This window comes from Mycobacterium sp., from assembly GCF_035697385.1.
Lineage (GTDB): Bacteria > Actinomycetota > Actinomycetes > Mycobacteriales > Mycobacteriaceae > Mycobacterium.
Genome location: NZ_DASSCY010000340.1, coordinates 14,859 through 31,546, shown reverse-complemented (window position 1 = coordinate 31,546; position 16,688 = coordinate 14,859). Strand labels below are relative to the sequence as shown.

Annotated in this window: 17 protein-coding genes and 1 pseudogene; 9 read left to right on the top strand and 9 right to left on the bottom strand. The window is 64.1% G+C overall.

What is annotated here, in order from left to right:
• Positions 1–204, top strand: a pseudogene (locus VFH65_RS28710) (HNH endonuclease); the annotation flags it as partial.
• A gap of 309 nt (positions 205–513) precedes the next feature.
• Positions 514–1,167 carry a DUF305 domain-containing protein gene (locus VFH65_RS28705; RefSeq protein ID WP_353326424.1) on the top strand — a complete coding sequence of 218 codons (654 nt, stop codon included), beginning with the start codon at positions 514–516 and terminating at the stop codon, positions 1,165–1,167.
• Here VFH65_RS28705 and VFH65_RS28700 read toward each other — a convergent pair.
• Positions 1,162–2,235 carry a HAMP domain-containing sensor histidine kinase gene (locus VFH65_RS28700; RefSeq protein ID WP_353326436.1) on the bottom strand — a complete coding sequence of 358 codons (1,074 nt, stop codon included), beginning with the start codon at positions 2,233–2,235 and terminating at the stop codon, positions 1,162–1,164. The two genes, VFH65_RS28705 and VFH65_RS28700, sit on opposite strands and share 6 nt — an antisense overlap.
• Before the next feature lie 50 nt (positions 2,236–2,285).
• Positions 2,286–3,023, bottom strand: coding sequence for a response regulator transcription factor (locus VFH65_RS28695; RefSeq protein WP_353326422.1), 738 nt, complete (start codon positions 3,021–3,023; stop codon positions 2,286–2,288).
• A 266-nt stretch (positions 3,024–3,289) separates the two neighbouring features.
• On the opposite strand from VFH65_RS28695, the gene VFH65_RS28690 reads away from it, so the two are divergent.
• The 4 genes from VFH65_RS28690 to VFH65_RS28675 all read left to right on the top strand — a co-directional run bounded on the left by VFH65_RS28690 (position 3,290) and on the right by VFH65_RS28675 (position 7,523).
• Positions 3,290–3,916 (top strand): DUF4396 domain-containing protein, encoded by a 627-nt coding sequence (locus tag VFH65_RS28690; RefSeq protein WP_353326420.1) that lies wholly within the window; start codon positions 3,290–3,292, stop codon positions 3,914–3,916.
• A 132-nt stretch (positions 3,917–4,048) separates the two neighbouring features.
• Entirely contained in the window at positions 4,049–4,255 is a 207-nt protein-coding gene (locus VFH65_RS28685) for a heavy-metal-associated domain-containing protein (RefSeq protein ID WP_353326418.1), read from the top strand.
• A gap of 30 nt (positions 4,256–4,285) precedes the next feature.
• Positions 4,286–5,233 carry a hypothetical protein gene (locus VFH65_RS28680; RefSeq protein WP_353326416.1) on the top strand — a complete coding sequence of 316 codons (948 nt, stop codon included), beginning with the start codon at positions 4,286–4,288 and terminating at the stop codon, positions 5,231–5,233.
• 25 nt (positions 5,234–5,258) lie between these two features.
• A complete protein-coding gene (locus tag VFH65_RS28675) occupies positions 5,259–7,523 on the top strand; it encodes a heavy metal translocating P-type ATPase (protein WP_353326414.1) in 2,265 nt (754 codons plus the stop codon).
• Positions 7,524–7,547: 24 nt separating this feature from the next.
• Here VFH65_RS28675 and VFH65_RS28670 read toward each other — a convergent pair whose 3' ends face one another.
• Together VFH65_RS28670 and VFH65_RS28665 are read right to left on the bottom strand one after the other, a co-directional pair.
• Positions 7,548–8,144 carry a class I SAM-dependent methyltransferase gene (locus tag VFH65_RS28670; RefSeq protein WP_353326412.1) on the bottom strand — a complete coding sequence of 199 codons (597 nt, stop codon included), beginning with the start codon at positions 8,142–8,144 and terminating at the stop codon, positions 7,548–7,550.
• Between the two features lie 64 nt (positions 8,145–8,208).
• The gene (locus tag VFH65_RS28665; protein ID WP_414688528.1) at positions 8,209–9,411 is read right to left on the bottom strand and encodes a L,D-transpeptidase; all 1,203 of its coding nucleotides are present in this window, start codon (positions 9,409–9,411) and stop codon (positions 8,209–8,211) included.
• Between the two features lie 127 nt (positions 9,412–9,538).
• On the opposite strand from VFH65_RS28665, the gene dtd reads away from it, so the two are divergent.
• Positions 9,539–9,970 carry a D-aminoacyl-tRNA deacylase gene (gene dtd, locus VFH65_RS28660; protein ID WP_353326411.1) on the top strand — a complete coding sequence of 144 codons (432 nt, stop codon included), beginning with the start codon at positions 9,539–9,541 and terminating at the stop codon, positions 9,968–9,970.
• Between the two features lies 1 nt (position 9,971).
• Here dtd and VFH65_RS28655 read toward each other — a convergent pair whose 3' ends face one another.
• Positions 9,972–10,874 carry an AIM24 family protein gene (locus VFH65_RS28655; protein WP_353326409.1) on the bottom strand — a complete coding sequence of 301 codons (903 nt, stop codon included), beginning with the start codon at positions 10,872–10,874 and terminating at the stop codon, positions 9,972–9,974.
• A 38-nt stretch (positions 10,875–10,912) separates the two neighbouring features.
• Here VFH65_RS28655 and VFH65_RS28650 point away from each other — a divergent pair, with 38 nt between their 5' ends.
• Positions 10,913–11,116: a hypothetical protein gene (locus VFH65_RS28650; protein WP_353326407.1), complete on the top strand. Its 204-nt coding sequence runs from the start codon at positions 10,913–10,915 to the stop codon at positions 11,114–11,116.
• Between the two features lie 16 nt (positions 11,117–11,132).
• Here VFH65_RS28650 and VFH65_RS28645 read toward each other — a convergent pair whose 3' ends face one another.
• Both VFH65_RS28645 and VFH65_RS28640 read right to left on the bottom strand, forming a co-directional pair.
• On the bottom strand, positions 11,133–11,678 hold the full coding sequence (locus tag VFH65_RS28645; protein WP_353326432.1) for a hypothetical protein: 546 nt from the start codon (positions 11,676–11,678) through the stop codon (positions 11,133–11,135).
• A gap of 7 nt (positions 11,679–11,685) precedes the next feature.
• Positions 11,686–11,979: a helix-turn-helix transcriptional regulator gene (locus VFH65_RS28640; protein WP_353326405.1), complete on the bottom strand. Its 294-nt coding sequence runs from the start codon at positions 11,977–11,979 to the stop codon at positions 11,686–11,688.
• A gap of 138 nt (positions 11,980–12,117) precedes the next feature.
• Here VFH65_RS28640 and VFH65_RS28635 point away from each other — a divergent pair, with 138 nt between their 5' ends.
• Positions 12,118–12,699, top strand: coding sequence for a hypothetical protein (locus tag VFH65_RS28635; RefSeq protein ID WP_353326403.1), 582 nt, complete (start codon positions 12,118–12,120; stop codon positions 12,697–12,699).
• A 237-nt stretch (positions 12,700–12,936) separates the two neighbouring features.
• Here the strand turns inward: VFH65_RS28635 and VFH65_RS28630 are convergent, their stop codons facing one another.
• Entirely contained in the window at positions 12,937–14,829 is a 1,893-nt protein-coding gene (locus tag VFH65_RS28630; protein ID WP_353326401.1) for an ABC transporter ATP-binding protein, read from the bottom strand.
• Between the two features lie 8 nt (positions 14,830–14,837).
• Positions 14,838–16,580 carry an ABC transporter ATP-binding protein gene (locus tag VFH65_RS28625; protein WP_353326399.1) on the bottom strand — a complete coding sequence of 581 codons (1,743 nt, stop codon included), beginning with the start codon at positions 16,578–16,580 and terminating at the stop codon, positions 14,838–14,840.
• Positions 16,581–16,688: the final 108 nt, after the last annotated feature.

The following is a 16,688-nucleotide window of genomic DNA, read 5'->3' as shown; positions in this document are numbered from 1 at the left end:
CACACCGACATCACCGACGAAACCCTGGCGTGTGGAAAAGACAACCGCCGCGTCAAACCCGGCGGCTGGACAACCCGAAAACGCAAAGACGGCCGCACCGAATGGATCCCACCGCCACACCTGGACACCGGCCAAACCCGGGTCAACAACTACCACCACCCAGAGAAATACCTACTACCCGACGACGAAGACGACGATCCTTAGCGCTCGATCTGACTGGGTAGTTGGGGTGCGAGCGCGGAAGTGATTGTGCTGGCGACAATTTCGCCTGCCATGGTCGGCTTCGTGCGCCCGGCGGTGACATCGTCGCGGTGTACCTGTGCGCAACTGACGACACCTTCGGTTGGCAGCCACCTTCCCGACCGCCAACTCGTCACGATCCCCACCGGGTCAATGGCTTTATCGAATCTTCATCGAACGACTAGCCGCTCCATATCGGCAGTCGGAAAGCTCGACGTGGGCGGACCGCAGTGGGTAGCCGCTGTGCGAGGCACGACGACGAAGGGATCTCTCATGTGGACACGAACGATTCTGATCGGTGCGGGCGCGGTTGTGGCGCTTGTTGTCGCGGCGGGCTGTAGCAATAGCGCTACCAGCACTGAGCACACCGGGGGTCACACCACGTCGGCCGGTGCAACGGCAGCTGCAACCACTGCGCCCGCCGGCCAGGAACACAATGACGCGGACGTCATGTTCTCCCAGCACATGATTCCGCACCATGAGCAGGCGATCGAGATGAGCGACATGCTGTTGGCCAAGCAGGGCGTTGATCCGCGCGTGACGGAGTTGGCCCAACAGATCAAGGCCGCTCAGGGCCCCGAGATTGCGGAGATGCAGCGTTGGCTCGATGGGTGGGGCAATCCGCCGATGGCACCGATGCCTTCGGCAGATATGGATATGCCTGGACACGGTGACATGCCGGGGATGTCAGGCGGTAGCGGCATGATGTCCGAGCAGGACATGACCGCCTTGCAGAATGCTCAGGGTGTCGACGCCAGCAAGTTGTTCCTCACGCAGATGATCAAGCATCACGAGGGCGCAATCACCATGGCCCAGAATGAAATCCGTGACGGTAAGTATCCTGCCGCGGTTGAGATGGCCCGCAACATCGTTGACTCTCAGCAGAAGGAGATCGACACCATGAACGGCATCCTCACATCGCTATAGCCGCAACTGCGGGTCCGGTGCGCCGGTCGGCAACGTCACGATGAATGTTGTACCGGTGCCCGGGCCACGGCTGCTGGCGGTGATAGTGCCGCGATGGGCTTCCACCAATGCCTTGGCGATCGCCAGGCCGATGCCGGCTCCGCCGTGGTCACGATCGCGGGCGACATCCGCTCGATAGAACCGCTCGAATATATGCGGCAGATGTTCTGCCACGACGCCGTCACCGTCGTCGGTCACGGTAATGGTGACCGCGTCGTGGTCGCTGCGCGCGGCAACGTCGACCCGTCCACCTCGCTGAGTATGGCGCAGGGCGTTATCAAGCAGGTTGGTCAGCACCTGCGCCAGCCGGTGCTGGTCAGCCCACAGCCGTGGCATACCTTCGCCGGCTTGCGAGGTGAGCGTTACGCCTTTGGCCGCGAAGAGGTCTGCGACGGCTGCGACCGCGGTGGCCACCAAGTCGGCGGGAGCTACCGAGATAGGAGTGATTGACGCGTGTGATTCTTCGGCCTGCGCCAGCGCTGCGACGTCATCGGAAAACCGCACCAGCCTTCGGGTTTGATCACGCAGCATGGCGATCGTCTCGCGGTCAAGGGTTTTCACGCCATCCTCAACCGCCTCGACATAAGCCTCGAGAACCGAGACCGGTGTGCGGATCTCGTGGGCGAGGTCGCCGAATAGTCGCCGGCGGGTGGACTCGACAGATTCGAGCCTGCCCGCCATCTGGTTGAAAGCCATTGCCAGCGCATCGAAGTCGTCTCCGAGATGCGGTGGCGAGACCCGGGAGTCGTAGTGCCCGTCCGCAACGGCGGCGGCGGCCGTCGACACATCGGTGACGGAACGCTGCAGACGTCGACTGAAGTACCACGTCACTGCGAGTGCCGCCAACGCCGATACACCCAGCGCCACTCCGATCGAGATGACCGTGGCATAGGTATACGCCTCCTCGGCGTGAGCCTGCTCGCTGGATTCGGCAGGCACCCCAGCGCGGTGCAGGTGTTCGCGGAACAGGGGCGGGCCGACGATGGTGGCGACGATCCACGTGGTTGCGGCGCCGGCGAGCAAGACCATCGTCTGCGCGAGGAGAAGTCGCACGCCGATCCCGCGACCTCGTAGAAATCTCACTGTCCGCTTCCCATCCGGTATCCGACACCACGCACCGTGATCACATATCGAGGTGCCGCGGGGTCGTCGCCCAGCTTGCGCCGCAGATGGCCGATGTGGACATCGACGAGATGTTCGTTGCCGACATATGTTTGCGCCCAAACCGTTTCGAGGAGTTGGCGCCGGCTGAAGACAACGCCGGGCCGTGACGACAGCGCCGCCAGCACGTCGAATTCGGTGCGGGTCAACGTGACTGGCTCGTCGCCGATGAAGACCTGGCGTCCGGCGACGTCAATTTTCAGGTCGCCGAACATCCGTGGTGGGGGTTCGTCCAACCCCGCGTCGGAGGTGCTGCTGGCCGAGGCCGTTCGCGGCCGCCGCAGCATGGCACGGATCCGCGCGACCAACTCGCGCGGACTGAACGGTTTGGTCACGTAGTCGTCGGCGCCGACCGACAAGCCGATGATCGTGTCGACTTCGGTGTCGCGGGCGGTCAACATCACGACGTAGGCGTCGGAGAATGTACGCAGCTGACGGCATGCCTCGAGGCCATCGATGCCAGGCAATGCCAGATCAAGCACCACGACATCGGGGTTGATCTCGCGTGCGACCGCGAGGGCGTCATGCCCGTTGTGGGCGACGCTGACCTCGAAGTGGTCGCGTTCGAGGTAACTGGCAATGACCCTCGTCAACGCCACTTCGTCGTCGACCACCAATGCCCGATATCCCTGCCGTGGGTCCGGCATGCGCTCCATGCCCCTCATCGTGCCCGGCCGCCCACTGATTCGTCGCCGGGCTGATCGCAACGGCTCAGGATTGAGCAAATCTTCACAAAACGTAGACCGATTCACGTTTCGTGGTGTGTCATCCTGCCATACGGGTACCCGGGTAGGGTATACGAGTACAGCGGTCCGAGCCGGAAGGAGAAGCAATGAGCATTCAGTCCGACAACCAGGACCACCACGCCCATGACGGGGGTCATCACGGTGACCGCCACCCCGGGGCGCACGACAATCACGGCATGAAAGGCAACGTCAACGCGATGGCCTTGAGCGCGACGCTGCACTGCCTCACTGGCTGCGCCATCGGTGAAATCGTTGGCCTGATGATCGGCACGGCCATCGGGCTGACCAATATCGCGACGATCGCTTTGGCTGTCGCCCTGGCCTTTCTGTTCGGATATTCACTTTCCACACTGCCGTTGCTCAAGGCCGGGCTGGCGATTGGCACTGCGTTGAGCGTCGTTTTGGCGGCCGACACGCTGTCGATCTTGACGATGGAGATCGTCGACAACGTCGTTATGGCAGTAATCCCCGGCGCCATGAACGCCGGCCTGGTCAATCCAATCTTCTGGATTGGCATGATGATTGCGCTTACCGCTGCCTTCTTCGCGGCCTATCCGGTGAACCGCTACCTGTTGCAGAAGGGCAAGGGTCACGCGCTGACGCACGAATACCATGGCAGTGGCGAATCGAGCGGTGCTCGTCGGTACATTCCGTCGCTGAGCACCGGGGGGCTCATTGCGGCGATCATTGCGTTCATGCTCGGCGGACTGGTGGTGTCTATCGCCGACGGACTAAGTGCGCCCGACGCGCCTACCGGCCACGCGCAGCCGCTGATGTCGATCGCCCAGCGCGCCGATGCTTGATTCGGGGCGATACGGTACCCCACTACGGTATGACCGCAGAATGCCGATCAAGACGTAGCGATATAATACCCTAGGGGGGTATGATATGAAGGTGGTGTGCGGATACGACCAACGACTCGAGAAAGGTCTGACATGAGCTCCATGACCGTGAATGTCACCGGGATGACCTGCGGCCATTGCGTGACCTCCGTCCGCGAAGAGGTCGAGAACATTTCGGGCGTGACCGGGGTCAACGTCGATTTGGCGAGCGGCAAGGTGACCATCGACAGCGAGGCACCGATCCAGGCCGATGCCATCAAAGACGCGATCGAAGAGGCCGGCTATCAGCTGGCCAGCTGACAAGCGACCAAGACGAGGGGGAGGACGCCCATGACTGCACCGAAGAAGTTCGCAGGCTTCATCCTCGGCCTCGTCGTGGTGTTCGCTGCCGCTATCGGGATCGGCGCATTCCTCGGCCCCGATGGCGGCGGCGCCACCGAATCGACCCAAGCCCATGACGAGATGTCGACTGCTGCGGACGATGCGGCCACCGACGAACTTCCCGGGGGTCTGATGTCGATCGACAAGGGCTACACGCTCGAGCTGGCGCAGACCCGCGTCAACGCGGGAAATAATGTGCCGCTGCGCTTCCGGATCACCGACTCCACTGGCGCTGCGGTGACGCGGTATACGGAGAGCCACGAGAAGCTATTGCATTTGATCGTCGTCCGCCGCGACATGGTCGGTTTTCAGCATGTGCATCCGGTACTCGATGCAAGCGGAACATGGAGCGTCCCAATCGATCTGAGCAGAGCCGGTGACTACCGTGTATTCGCTGACTTCGTGCCCGCCGGTGGTGAGGCGTTGACGCTCGGCACGGACTTGCACGTCGCCGGCAATTACGATCCTCGGCCGTTGCCAGTAGGCAAGGACACCGCCGTCGTCGACGGATACACCGTCACGCTGAGCGGGACGCCCACGGCCAATGAGGCCTCAATGCTCACCCTGTCCGTCAGCCGCAACGGCAAGCCGGTGACCGATCTGCAGCCCTATTTGGGCGCTTACGGACACCTGGTGGCGTTGCGGACATCCGACCTTGCCTATCTGCACGTGCACCCGATGGGTGAGCCGGGCGACGGCAAGACACCCGCGGGGCCTGAGATCGGCTTCCACACAACCGTTCCGAGCAATGGCGATTACCGGCTCTTCTTGGACTTCAAGCACGACGGCGTAGTGCGAACCGCTGAATTCACGGTGTCAGTCGGCTCGACCGAATCCGTCCAGCTGACAGCGCCGACACCAAGCCAGGCGCCAGCGACGGCCGGACACGGCCACTGACTACATGACCGCTGAGGACGACACGATGACTTCCGTGACCGACACCCCATCAACCGGGCAGATCGAACTGCAGATCGGCGGAATGACGTGTGCCTCCTGCGCGGCCCGCATCGAGAAGAAGCTGAACAAGATCGACGGAGTCATCGCGACAGTCAATTTCGCGACCGAGAAGGCGCACGTCAACTACGTCGGTGATGTGTCACCAGATCAGCTCGTAACGGTGGTCGAGGACGCCGGATACACCGCAGAGTTGCCGACGCCCGATGTCGCCGAGGCCGACGATCGCATGGTCCTTCGGGGCGAACAGGACCCCACGGCGTCGCTGCGCCAGAGACTGCTCATTTCGCTGGTGCTCACCGTGCCGGTCATCGCGATGGCCATGGTTCCCACCCTGCAGTTCACCAACTGGCAGTGGCTGTCGCTCACACTGGCCGCGCCGGTGGTGGTGTGGGGTGCGCTGCCTTTCCACAGGGCGGCCTGGTCCAACTTGCGCCACGGCACTGCCACCATGGACACGCTGATCTCGATGGGCACGCTCGCCGCCTTCGGCTGGTCGATCTACGCACTGTTTTGGGGCACCGCCGGGATGGCCGGCATGACGCACCCGTTCGAGCTCACCATCGCCCGTACCGACGGCACCGGGAATATCTATCTCGAGGCGGCCGCAGGCGTGACGACGTTCATCCTCGCGGGGCGATATTTCGAGGCCCGCTCCAAGCGGCGAGCCGGCGCCGCGCTGCGGGCGCTGCTCGAGCTCGGCGCCAAGGACGTCGCGGTGCGCAAGAACGGTGCGGAACAACGAATTCCGATCGACCAACTCTCGGTAGGCGACGAATTCGTGGTGCGGCCCGGTGAGAAGATCGCCACCGACGGTGTGGTGATCGAAGGCTCGTCGGCTGTGGACGCGTCGATGCTCACCGGGGAGTCGGTGCCGGTGGAGGTCGGCCCGGACGACCAGGTGGTCGGGGCGACCGTCAATGTCGGCGGGCGGCTTGTAGTGCGCGCCAACCGGATTGGTTCTGATACCCAGCTGGCGCAGATGGCCAAGCTTGTCGAGGACGCACAAACCGGTAAGGCGCAGGCGCAGCGGCTGGCGGACAGGATTTCGGGGATCTTCGTGCCCATCGTCATCGCCCTGTCGGTGGCAACGCTTGGCTTCTGGATCGGTACCGGCGGGTCGATAGCCGCCGCGTTCACCGCTGCCGTCGCGGTGCTGATCATCGCCTGCCCGTGTGCCCTGGGGCTGGCGACACCTACCGCGTTGATGGTGGGCACCGGACGTGGTGCGCAGCTCGGAATCCTCATCAAAGGGCCCGAAGTGCTGGAGTCGACCCGGCGGATCGACACGATCGTGCTCGACAAGACCGGCACGATCACGACGGGAACGATGACGCTTCTCGACGTGCTCACCGCCGACGGAGAGCAGCCGGACGAGGTACTGCGACTGGCTGGTGCTCTCGAGGACGCCTCCGAGCACCCCATCGCAAGAGCGGTCGCCAACGGAGCCCGCGAAAAAGTCGGCGACCTGCCGTCGGTCGAGGGGTTCACCAACCTCGAAGGTCTAGGTGTGCAGGGCGTCGTCGACGGCCGTGCTGTGGTGGTCGGCAGGCAACGACTTCTCGCAGACTGGTCGCAACACCTTCCGGAGTCGGTGGCACAGTCGATGCATCAAGCCGAAGCCGAGGGCAAGACGGCGGTCGCTGTCGGATGGGACGGCAAGGCCCGCGGTGTCCTCGTCGTAGCGGATGCGGTGAAGCCGACGTCGGCCGAGGCGGTGCGACAGCTTCGCGCGCTTGGATTGACGCCGATCATGCTCACCGGCGATAACGAGGCTGCCGCTCGAACGATTGCCGAGCAGGTCGGCATCGACGATGTGGTCGCCGAAGTACTGCCCAAAGACAAGGTGGAAACCGTCAAGCGGCTGCAGGCCAAAGGCAAGGTGGTGGCCATGGTCGGCGATGGCGTCAACGACGCGGCAGCGCTGGCCCAGGCCGATCTCGGCCTCGCCATGGGAACCGGCACCGACGTCGCGATCGAGGCCAGCGACCTCACGCTGGTGCGGGGAGATCTGCTAGCGGTTCCCGACGCAATCCGGCTGTCGCGCAGGACGTTAGCCACGATCAAGGGCAACTTGTTCTGGGCGTTCGCGTACAACGTCGCGGCATTGCCGCTCGCGGCCGCGGGCCTGCTCAACCCGATGCTGGCCGGTGCCGCAATGGCGTTCTCGTCGGTGTTCGTGGTCAGCAACAGCCTGCGGCTCAGGCGGTTCAAGTCGGCGATCGCGAACTGAAGTCCCGTCGCCGCGCCATGGATCTCAGGTCTTGCGCGCCGCGCCGACAAACACCATCCCGCCGAGATGGCTTTCGATCCGCCCGGTGCCGTGCAGTCCATGCCGGGCCAGTTCGGCGCCGAATTCGGCTGCCTCGAACCGGTTCTCACGCGGATGTACGGTGAAGGTGCGGAACGCCCAGGTGTCGAGCAGATGGCGGGGGACTTCCTCGAACAGCAGCAAGCCGCCGGGCTTAAGCACGCGAGCAATCTCTGCTATCGACTGCTGCCAGTCTGGAATGTGATGGATGATGCCGAAGTCCACGACGGTGTCGACGGCGCCGGCCGGCTCGGCTATGGCGCATGCGTCGCCGACCGAGAGTGACACCGGTCGGGCATGCAGCCGCTTTCGCGCCATCTCCACCATGGAGTCGTCGAGATCGAAGGCCGTCACTTTTGCCGCACCGAGGCGGTCGAGGATCACTTCCGCGCCCACCCCGCGGCCGCAGCCCACTTCGAGCACATGCTGTCCCGACAACGCGCCGCCTGCCAGCCGCCGAAACCATGCCGCTTCTCGATGGTGCTGGTGCGCAGCGCGAACCGGGTTGTTCATCGCCGCACGTTCGATCGCATTGAGTTTCATGGCCCGACGATACCCCCGCAGGGTATCAACACGGGGGTCTACGGTCCTGCTACGTGCAACGAAATCAGAGGCTTGCGTTGCCCGCTCGCCATTGCTCCCATGGAATGTTCCAGTCGCCGAGACCATCGGTGCCAGGCAGTGTCGAGCCCACGGTGTTGACGACTTCCACGATGTCGCCGCGTTTGGTGTTGTTGTAGAACCAGAGTGCATTGGTGGGGTTGACGTTCAGGCAGCCGTGGCTGACATTGCTACGGCCCTGGCTGCCGACTGACCACGGCGCAGAGTGCACGTAGATGCCGCTGTACGACATCTGAGTCGCCCACTCGACCTCCGTGCGATACCCGTCCGGCGAGTTGACCGGCACACCATATGTCGATGAGTCCATGACCAGAAATGAGTAGCGATCGCCGACGATGTACTTGCCGTTGCTCGTCGGGGTGCTGTTCTTACCCATGGAGATTGGCATGGTCTTGACGACTTGGCCGTTGATCCGCACGGTCATCGTCTTGGTGGCATCGTCGGCGGTCGCGATCACCTCGTCGCCGATGGTGAACCGCGTCGTGACGTCCTCCTGGCCAAAAAGGCCGTCGCCCATGTCGACGCCGTACGTCTTGACCTGGACGTCCACGGTCGTGCCGGGCTTCCAGTAATTCTCTGGGCGCCAACGGACTTCGCGGTCGTTCAGCCAGTAGAACGCTCCGTCCGCCGGAGGGTTGGTTGTCACCTTGATGGCTCGCTGAGCTGCCAGGCGATCAGGGATGTTCTCGTCGAACCGAACCGCGATCGGCTGGCCGACGCCGACCACCTCGCCGTCGTTCGGCAAGACGTACGGCATTGTCAGGTTTTCGGGGGAATGGGTCTGGAACGTCATGCGATTACGCGCCACGCCGCCCAACCCGAGTGTCTCTGCGGTGAGCGTGTATTCCTTGTTGTAGCCCAGCGGTTCGGCGGACGCCCATGTCAGGCCGTCCGGGCTGAGCTTCCCGTTCACGGGTTGGCCCTCTTCGTTGATCAAGCTGACCGCGCCGAGTACGCCGTCGCCGGCGTTGACGGTGACAGGAGAGTCCACGGGGACACCGATGGCTCCGTCCGTCACTGATGCCTGCAGTTTGGGGACGAGCAGATCGCCGAACGGCGTGCCCTTGTCGCTTATCACCTGGGGCTCAGGCGGCGCGGCGGTGCCACTGCATGCAGTGAGTACCAGCGCCGCGGCGCCGACTACCGCAGTAGCGGCGAACCAATAGCGCTTCCGTCGCCGATCGCTCACCAGCCGCCCTCCGTTCTCGTGCCGCAGTACATTTCCCAGTTTTCCCAGCGCCGATAAGGCTTAACTAGGCCTTCGATGAAGATTTGATAAAGCCCCTAGCGCGAGGCTGTGCGTAGCATCGGCGACCATGCGCGTTCTGGTGCAACGAGTCACGTCAGCGGCGGTGACCGTCGACGGGCAGGTGGTCGGTGCTGTGCGCCCGGACGGCCAAGGGCTGCTCGCCCTCGTCGGCGTCACGCACACCGACGACACTGACAAGGCGCAGCGCCTTGCCGAAAAGCTTTGGCAACTAAGGATTCTCGACGACGAGAAATCGGCAAGCGATGTCAACGCCCCGATCCTGGTCGTCAGTCAGTTCACCTTGTACGCCAACACTGCCAAGGGGCGGCGTCCGACCTGGAACGCCGCGGCGCGCGGCGCGGTCGCCGAACCCCTGGTGTCCGCGTTCGCCGACGCGCTGCGGCGGCTGGGCGCACACGTGGAAACCGGCGTGTTCGGTGCTCATATGCACGTCGAACTCGTCAACGACGGGCCGGTGACGGTGCTCCTCGAGTTGTGACCTACTGGGTCGCGACCTGGGGCATGCCCTCCGACGGCTGCACGATGACGAAGCCCTGGCCGTAGAACGACACCTGAACCGCTTCGCCTGACCCGCGGCCGATCAGCGCTCCCGCCTTGAAACTCGTCTTCAGTTGCGTCTGCAGGTTCGCCGACCATGCCACCACCGCGTTGGTGTCGGCGAAGGTCGGTGCTTCCGCCGCATTGAGGACCACCGGCGGGCCGTCGGTCGTCAGCGCCACCCACCCCGTGCCGCGCAGGGTTGTGTTGAACAAACCTCCGGTCGCGATGCTGCCGCCCTTCACCCGCTCGATGTTCCAGTCCAGGCTCGACGAGAACGCAAGCACGTTCTTGCCGCTGATCGACAGGCCGGAGTTCGTGAGATTCAGCAGATGCACGTCGTTGGCTCGCTCGGCGAGGAACACGTCACCCTGTCCTTGGCACCGCATCAACGGCAGACCCTCGCCGGTTAGCGCCTTCTTGAGGAACTTCCCCGCGCCACCACCTTCGAACGCGAAGTCCACATTGCCTTGGTAGGCCACCATCGACCCCTGCCGTGCCATGAACGGTTCGCCGAGGCGAACGCGCAGCAGCTTGGCATTCTGGTTCGCGATCGGCTTGGCTTCCTTTTCGCTGAACCGCCCGTCGACGAGATCGCCGGTGATTCCGGCGAAACCGTCACCGGAAGGCTGCCCCATCGCAGTCGCCTGGTGCTGGGGCGCACCGCCTTGGGGCTGGGGTGGACCGCCTTGTGCCTGTGGCCCCTGCGGTTGCCCGCCCATCGGAGCACGGCCGGCCTGGCCTTGATGGGAGATCTGATCGGTCCAATGCTGCCCGTCCCACCAGCGGTAGTCGTAACGGCCTTCGGGATCGGGTTGCCAGCTTCCAGGTCCTGTTCCTGTCATGGGAACCAAACTAGGGCAACCACTGGCATTCTTGTGGCATGGCAAAGGAAATCGACCGGGTCCGGGCGCAAAGCGCCCTCGCGGTCATCAAGCAGCACCCGGGCATGGTGCTCTTCGTTGCGTCGCCGGCGATCATCGCGCTCGGCCTCGTGTGGTGGTTCGTCAGCCCGGCCCTGGCTGTGCTGCTGCTGATCGGGATGGTCGTCGGCGGCGGCGCCGTCCTGCTCATGAAGAAGAAGTAGGCCGCGCGAACCTTCCTCACGCGGTCTCGTTTTCGGGCTCGGGATCCGGCCGGCTCCAGCCCAGGATCATGGCTGGCGTGCTGCCCCCGATCAGCAGCACCGTCGTTGCCATCAAACCGCCCGCGTATGCCATGTTGGTATCGGTGCCGTGCGTGATCACCGCGCCGAAAATCAAATAAAAGATCGGGACCAACATCAGGTACTGGGTGATCGTCAAACCGATCGATCGCGCGCTGTTGCGTTGCTGCATCTCGAACTCGTCCAGCGTCGCCGAAGGCGCGTCGCCCTGCCTGCCCGACACCACCTGCAAGGTGAACCACAACGGGTAGAAGATCAGGCTGGCCGGGAACCACAGCAGTGGCGCCCACTCAATACCGAAGGCGCACACAACGCTGACGCCGAACATGAACGCAAATGTGACGGCAAGGCCAACGACCAAGGCTCGCCGGCGCGCTTGGGTCCGCCAACTTGGCAGAGCCTTCGCCCACATGCGCTCGTGCTTGAGGAAGCGTCGAGCGCGGTAATGCTGGTATCTGTCAATCAGATTGCGCTCGCTGTGCATTGTCGGATCAGTCACGGGTCCAACCTCCTTCGTCGCGTGGATTCCGTCGATAGAGCTCGGTGGACAGTGGGGTGAACTCGCTGCGCGAAAACACGGCCTCGACGGGCAGCCCGAAGACATCGCAGATGCGAAACGCCAAGTCGAGGCTCGGGTAATGGTCGCCGCGTTCCAATGCGCCGACCGTCTGCGGGTTGACGTCGATGGCGGCGGCAAGCTCTGCCCGACTCATCCGCCGCTCGGCGCGCAGCACGCCGATGCGGTTGTGGATAGGGAGTGTGTTCCCTCGCCGTACTGGACTCATACATCTAATTGTTGGGAAAACCCAACAACAAGTCAAGTTCCACTATCAACGTGCTGGGAAGATCCGATGGCTTCGCGTGCTTCTTCGCTTCGAGTGAACACGGTTACATCAGTTGTGTAACGGTGTAATCATGTAAGCATGAGACATCATCTCCATGGCCGACGGTCAGGCCGCCCCGGCGGTTGGCAACAGGCACAGCAACCCGACGCGAGCGACGCAGCCGACTGGTTCGCCGGTCGCCTGCCCGACGGATGGTTCGCCGGCGACCCGAAGGTCGTCGTCGACCGCGAAGAAATCACTGTCATCGGCCGTTTGCCGGAAGCCGAGGGCTCAGAGACACCCGAAAGCGAAGCCCACGCCTCTGGACGCGTCGCCCGCTTCCGCGAGGAAACGCGCTCCGAGCGCATGCGCATCGCCGACGAAGCCGAGGACCGCTACGGCCGCAAGGTGGCGTGGGGCGTCGAAATCGGCGCGGTGGGTGACGACAACTACGAACGAATCCTGTTCACCCACATCGCCGTACCGGTCATGACGCGGTTGCGCCAGCCCGAGCGTCAGGTCCTCGACACCCTTGTCGACGCCGGGGTGGCGCGGTCCCGGTCCGACGCGCTGGCCTGGTCGGTCAGGCTCGTCGGGGAGCACGCCGACGAATGGCTGGGCAAGCTGCGCGACGCGATGCGCAGCGTGGACGACCTACGCGCCGAAGGCCCGCAGCTCTAGTTTCTTCCGGCGAGCAGCAGCCAGGGGAGCTTCGCTCCGAGGTCCAGGAAGAAAATCGCACCGAGAGTAGGAAAGATGACGGGATCGGGTGCGGATTCCGTCATATTCCCTACTCTCGCGATGCCCTGCTACCGCACAGACGTTCACCCAGGGCATATCGCCTAGCCGGCCGCGCGACTGTGCGGTTTCATACGCCGCTACGGCGTGTCGCGTACGAAACCGCACAGTCGACGGCCGCTAGGCCTGCGTCATCGCCCAATATTCGCCGTGACGGGCCAACAGCTCGGCATGGCTGCCGCGCTCGACGATCCTGCCTGCCTCCATCACCAAGATGACATCGGCATCGCGGATCGTCGAAAGCCGGTGCGCGATGATGAAACTCGTTCGATCGCGGCGTAATTCACCCATCGCGTGCTGGATCAGCAGCTCGGTGCGGGTGTCAACGGAACTGGTGGCCTCGTCGAGGACCAGCAATTGCGGGCGGGCCAGGACCGCGCGGGCGATTGTAATGAGCTGCTTTTCTCCTGCGCTGATGTTGCCGCCGTCGTCGCTGACCCGGGTCTGGTAGCCGTCGGGCAAGGTGTGCACGAACCGGTCGACGAACGCCGCCTTGGCGGCTTCGATCACCTCGTCCTCGCTGGCATCCGGCCGGCCGTAGGCGATGTTCTCGTAGATCGTGCCGCCGAAGAGCCAGGTGTCTTGCAACACCATGCCGATTCGCGAGCGCAGCGACCGCCGGCTCACCGATGAGATGTCCACCCCGTCGACCAGGATGCGGCCCGAATCCACCTCGTAGAACCGCATCAGCAGGTTCACCAGCGTGGTTTTGCCCGCGCCGGTCGGCCCGACGATCGCGACCGTGCTGCCGGGTTCGGCGACTAGTGACAGGTCCTCGATCACCGGAGTGCCGGGCCGATAGCTGAAGTTGACGTTCTCGAACTCCACCCTGCCGCGTGTGCCGTCCGGCGATGCCAGCGCAGCCGGCGGTTCCGGTGTCTGCTCGTCGGCGTCGAGCAGCTCGAAAACCCGCTCTGCGCTGGCGATCCCGGACTGCAGCGTGTTGTACATCCCGGCGACCTGGGTAAGTGGCTGGTTGAACTGGCGCACGTACTGGATGAAGGCCTGGATGCTGCCGAGCGTGATCTGCCCCGTCGCCACCTGGATACCGCCGACCACCGCGACGGCGACGTAGCTGAGGTTGCCGATGAACGTCGTGGCAGGCGAGACCAGACCCGAAAAGAACTGCGCCCCAAAGCTGGCTTGGTAGACGTTGTCGTTGTGCTCGCGGAACTGCTCCTGCGCGTGGGCGCGGTGGCCGAAGGTCTTGACGATGGTGAAACCGCTGTAGGTCTCCTCGATGTGCGCGTTGAGCCGGCCGGTGTTGGCCCACTGCGCCACGAACAGCTTTTGCGATCGCCGCGCGATGGCCCGCGTCACCCACAGGGACAGCGGCACGGTCAGCACGGTGAGCAATGTCAGCAGCGGTGAGATGGTCAACATCGCGACCAGCACCGCCACCACCGTCAGGACCGAGGTGAGCAGCTGGCTGATCGTCATCGACAAGGACGTCTGGATGTTGTCGACATCGTTGGTGACCCTGCTCAGCACCTCGCCGCGCTGACGGGAGTCAAAGTAGGACAAGGGCATTCTGTGCACCTTGTCCTCGACATCCGAACGCAGCGAAACCATGGTGCGCTGCACCGCAACGTTCAGCAGCCGGGCTTGAAGCCAAATAAGGAGCGCGGCAACCAGATACAAGCCAAGCGCGAGCAACAGCGTGCGCGCGATGGCGCCGAAGTCGACACCGCTTCCCGGCACCACGTTCATGCCCGACAGCAGATCGGCGAACGTGTTGTCGCCACGTGCGCGGGCGGCCTCGATCGCCTGCTCCTTGGTAAGTCCCGCTGGCAGTTGCCGCCCGATGACGCCGTTGAACAGCAAGTCGGTGGCGTGCCCGAGGATTCGCGGGCCGATCACGCTGATCGCAATCCCACCGATCCCCAGCAGAATCACCATCGTCGTCAGGCCGCGCTGCGGTGTCAGCTGCTTCACCAACCGGATCGCCGAGCCCTTGAAGTCGCGGGAACGCTGCGTGGGCGCCTGCACGACGCCGCGGATGGGCCGTCCCATCGGCCCGGTCAATGTTGGCCCCCGACTCCGGCGCCGACCGATTGCGAGTCGGCTAACTCGGCGTAGGGGGCACAGCTCGTCAGGAGCTGCTCGTGCGTTCCGATTCCCACCACGCGGCCGTCGTCCACGACGACGATCTGGTCTGCCTGCGCGACCGTCGAAATTCGCTGCGAGACAATCATCACCGTCGACCCGACGGATACCTCGCGCAATGCGGCGCGGACTCGGACGTCGGTGTGCACATCCAGGGCCGAGAAGGAGTCGTCGAACAAATAGATGGCCGGTCGGCGGATGACGGCGCGCGCGATCGCTAGCCGCTGACGCTGCCCGCCGGAGAAGTTGATGCCGCCCTGCGCGACGGGCATGCCCAATCCGTCGGCGTGGGCCCGCACGAAGTCGTCGGCGGCCGCCACCCGCAGCGCCTCCCACATCTCGTCGTCGGTCGCATCGGCCTTGCCGTAGCGCAGATTGTCGGCCACCGTCCCGGAGAACAGGTAGCCGCGCTGCGGCACCAGGCCGATCGCCGACCAGAGCTGCTCGGTGTCGTAGTCGCGAACATCGATGCCGTCGATGAGTGCGGACCCGGCCGTCACGTCGTAGAGCCGGCAGATGAGCGACACCAGCGTCGACTTGCCCGAACCGGTGGACCCGACGATGGCGGTTGTGGTGCCTGGCCGGGCCGTCAGCGAAACATCTTGCAGCACAGGCCGGTCAGCGCCGGGATAGCTGAATGTCGCGGCGTCCAGCCGGATCTCGCCTTCGATGGCGTCCGGTCGCGCCGGATTGTCGGGGCTGGCGATCGCGGGCGTGGTCGACAGCACCTCGGTGATCCGCTCGGCGCACACCGACGCGCGCGGAAAAATCACCAGCATGAATGTCGCTAGCAGGACGGCCATCAGGATCTGCATGAAATAGGACAGGAACGCGATCAGCGAGCCGACCTGCATCTGGCCGTTGTCGATCCGCATGCCGCCGAACCAGATCAGCGCGACGCTGGAGACGTTGATCACCAACGTGGTCACCGGCAGCATCAGCGCCTGCCATCGGCCTGCATCCAGCGCGGTGTCCGCCAGCGCCTGATTGGCTTGGGCGAATCGGTTGCGCTCGAACGGTTCTGAGGCGAACGCTCGGATGACGCGGATACCCGAAAGTTGTTCGCGCATCACCCGGTTGATGTTGTCGATGTGCCTCTGCATGCGACGGAAGATCGGTAGCAGGTGCGACACGATCCAGTAGTTGGCCGCGGCCAGCACCGGCACGCTGACCAGCAGCAGCCACGACAGGCCCGCATCCTGATGCACCGCCATGAAGATGCCGCCGACCGACATGATCGGCGCGGTGATCAGCATCGTGCAGGTCAGCTGCACCAGCACCTGGATCTGCTGGACGTCGTTGGTGGTGCGGGTCAACAGCGACGGGGCGCCGAACCGCGCCGTCTCCTGGGCCGAGAAGCCGGTGACGTGGTGAAACATCGCCGAGCGCAGATCGCGGCCGACCCCCATGCCGGCACGCGATCCGAAGTACACCGCGCCCACCGCGCACACCACCTGCAGCGCCGTGACGGCCAGCATCACCCCGCCCAGCTCGATGATCCTTCGCAGGTCGCCGGTGGCCACACCGTCGTCGATGATCGCGGCGTTGACGGTCGGCAGGTAGAGCGACGCCAGTGTGCTGATGGTCTGAAGCACCGCAACGATCGAGAGCAGCCCTCGGTACGGCCGCACGTACTGTCGCAGCAGCGCCCAGAGCATCCCGTTACTGTCGCACATGACCCGGCCCGAGTTGTGTACGGCCGCAACAGCTGTGAATTAGATAAAACGGCAGGTCAATCGGCATGTCGGTGGTTGAGGTACCGGGCT

Excerpts from the sequence above, each read along its gene's own strand:
- VFH65_RS28695 (WP_353326422.1), bottom strand. The coding sequence starts at position 3,023 with ATGGAGCGCATGCCGGACCCACGGCAGGGATATCGGGCATTGGTGGTC.
- VFH65_RS28645 (WP_353326432.1), bottom strand. The coding sequence starts at position 11,678 with ATGCACAGCGAGCGCAATCTGATTGACAGATACCAGCATTACCGCGCT.
- VFH65_RS28655 (WP_353326409.1), bottom strand. The coding sequence starts at position 10,874 with ATGACAGGAACAGGACCTGGAAGCTGGCAACCCGATCCCGAAGGCCGT.
- VFH65_RS28650 (WP_353326407.1), top strand. The coding sequence starts at position 10,913 with ATGGCAAAGGAAATCGACCGGGTCCGGGCGCAAAGCGCCCTCGCGGTC.
- VFH65_RS28635 (WP_353326403.1), top strand. The coding sequence starts at position 12,118 with ATGAGACATCATCTCCATGGCCGACGGTCAGGCCGCCCCGGCGGTTGG.
- VFH65_RS28640 (WP_353326405.1), bottom strand. The coding sequence starts at position 11,979 with ATGAGTCCAGTACGGCGAGGGAACACACTCCCTATCCACAACCGCATC.
- VFH65_RS28700 (WP_353326436.1), bottom strand. The coding sequence starts at position 2,235 with ATGGTCTTGCTCGCCGGCGCCGCAACCACGTGGATCGTCGCCACCATC.
- VFH65_RS28625 (WP_353326399.1), bottom strand. The coding sequence starts at position 16,580 with ATGCTCTGGGCGCTGCTGCGACAGTACGTGCGGCCGTACCGAGGGCTG.
- VFH65_RS28705 (WP_353326424.1), top strand. The coding sequence starts at position 514 with ATGTGGACACGAACGATTCTGATCGGTGCGGGCGCGGTTGTGGCGCTT.
- VFH65_RS28630 (WP_353326401.1), bottom strand. The coding sequence starts at position 14,829 with ATGGGACGGCCCATCCGCGGCGTCGTGCAGGCGCCCACGCAGCGTTCC.
- VFH65_RS28685 (WP_353326418.1), top strand. The coding sequence starts at position 4,049 with ATGAGCTCCATGACCGTGAATGTCACCGGGATGACCTGCGGCCATTGC.
- VFH65_RS28690 (WP_353326420.1), top strand. The coding sequence starts at position 3,290 with ATGAAAGGCAACGTCAACGCGATGGCCTTGAGCGCGACGCTGCACTGC.
- VFH65_RS28680 (WP_353326416.1), top strand. The coding sequence starts at position 4,286 with ATGACTGCACCGAAGAAGTTCGCAGGCTTCATCCTCGGCCTCGTCGTG.
- VFH65_RS28675 (WP_353326414.1), top strand. The coding sequence starts at position 5,259 with ATGACTTCCGTGACCGACACCCCATCAACCGGGCAGATCGAACTGCAG.
- VFH65_RS28670 (WP_353326412.1), bottom strand. The coding sequence starts at position 8,144 with ATGAAACTCAATGCGATCGAACGTGCGGCGATGAACAACCCGGTTCGC.
- dtd (WP_353326411.1), top strand. The coding sequence starts at position 9,539 with ATGCGCGTTCTGGTGCAACGAGTCACGTCAGCGGCGGTGACCGTCGAC.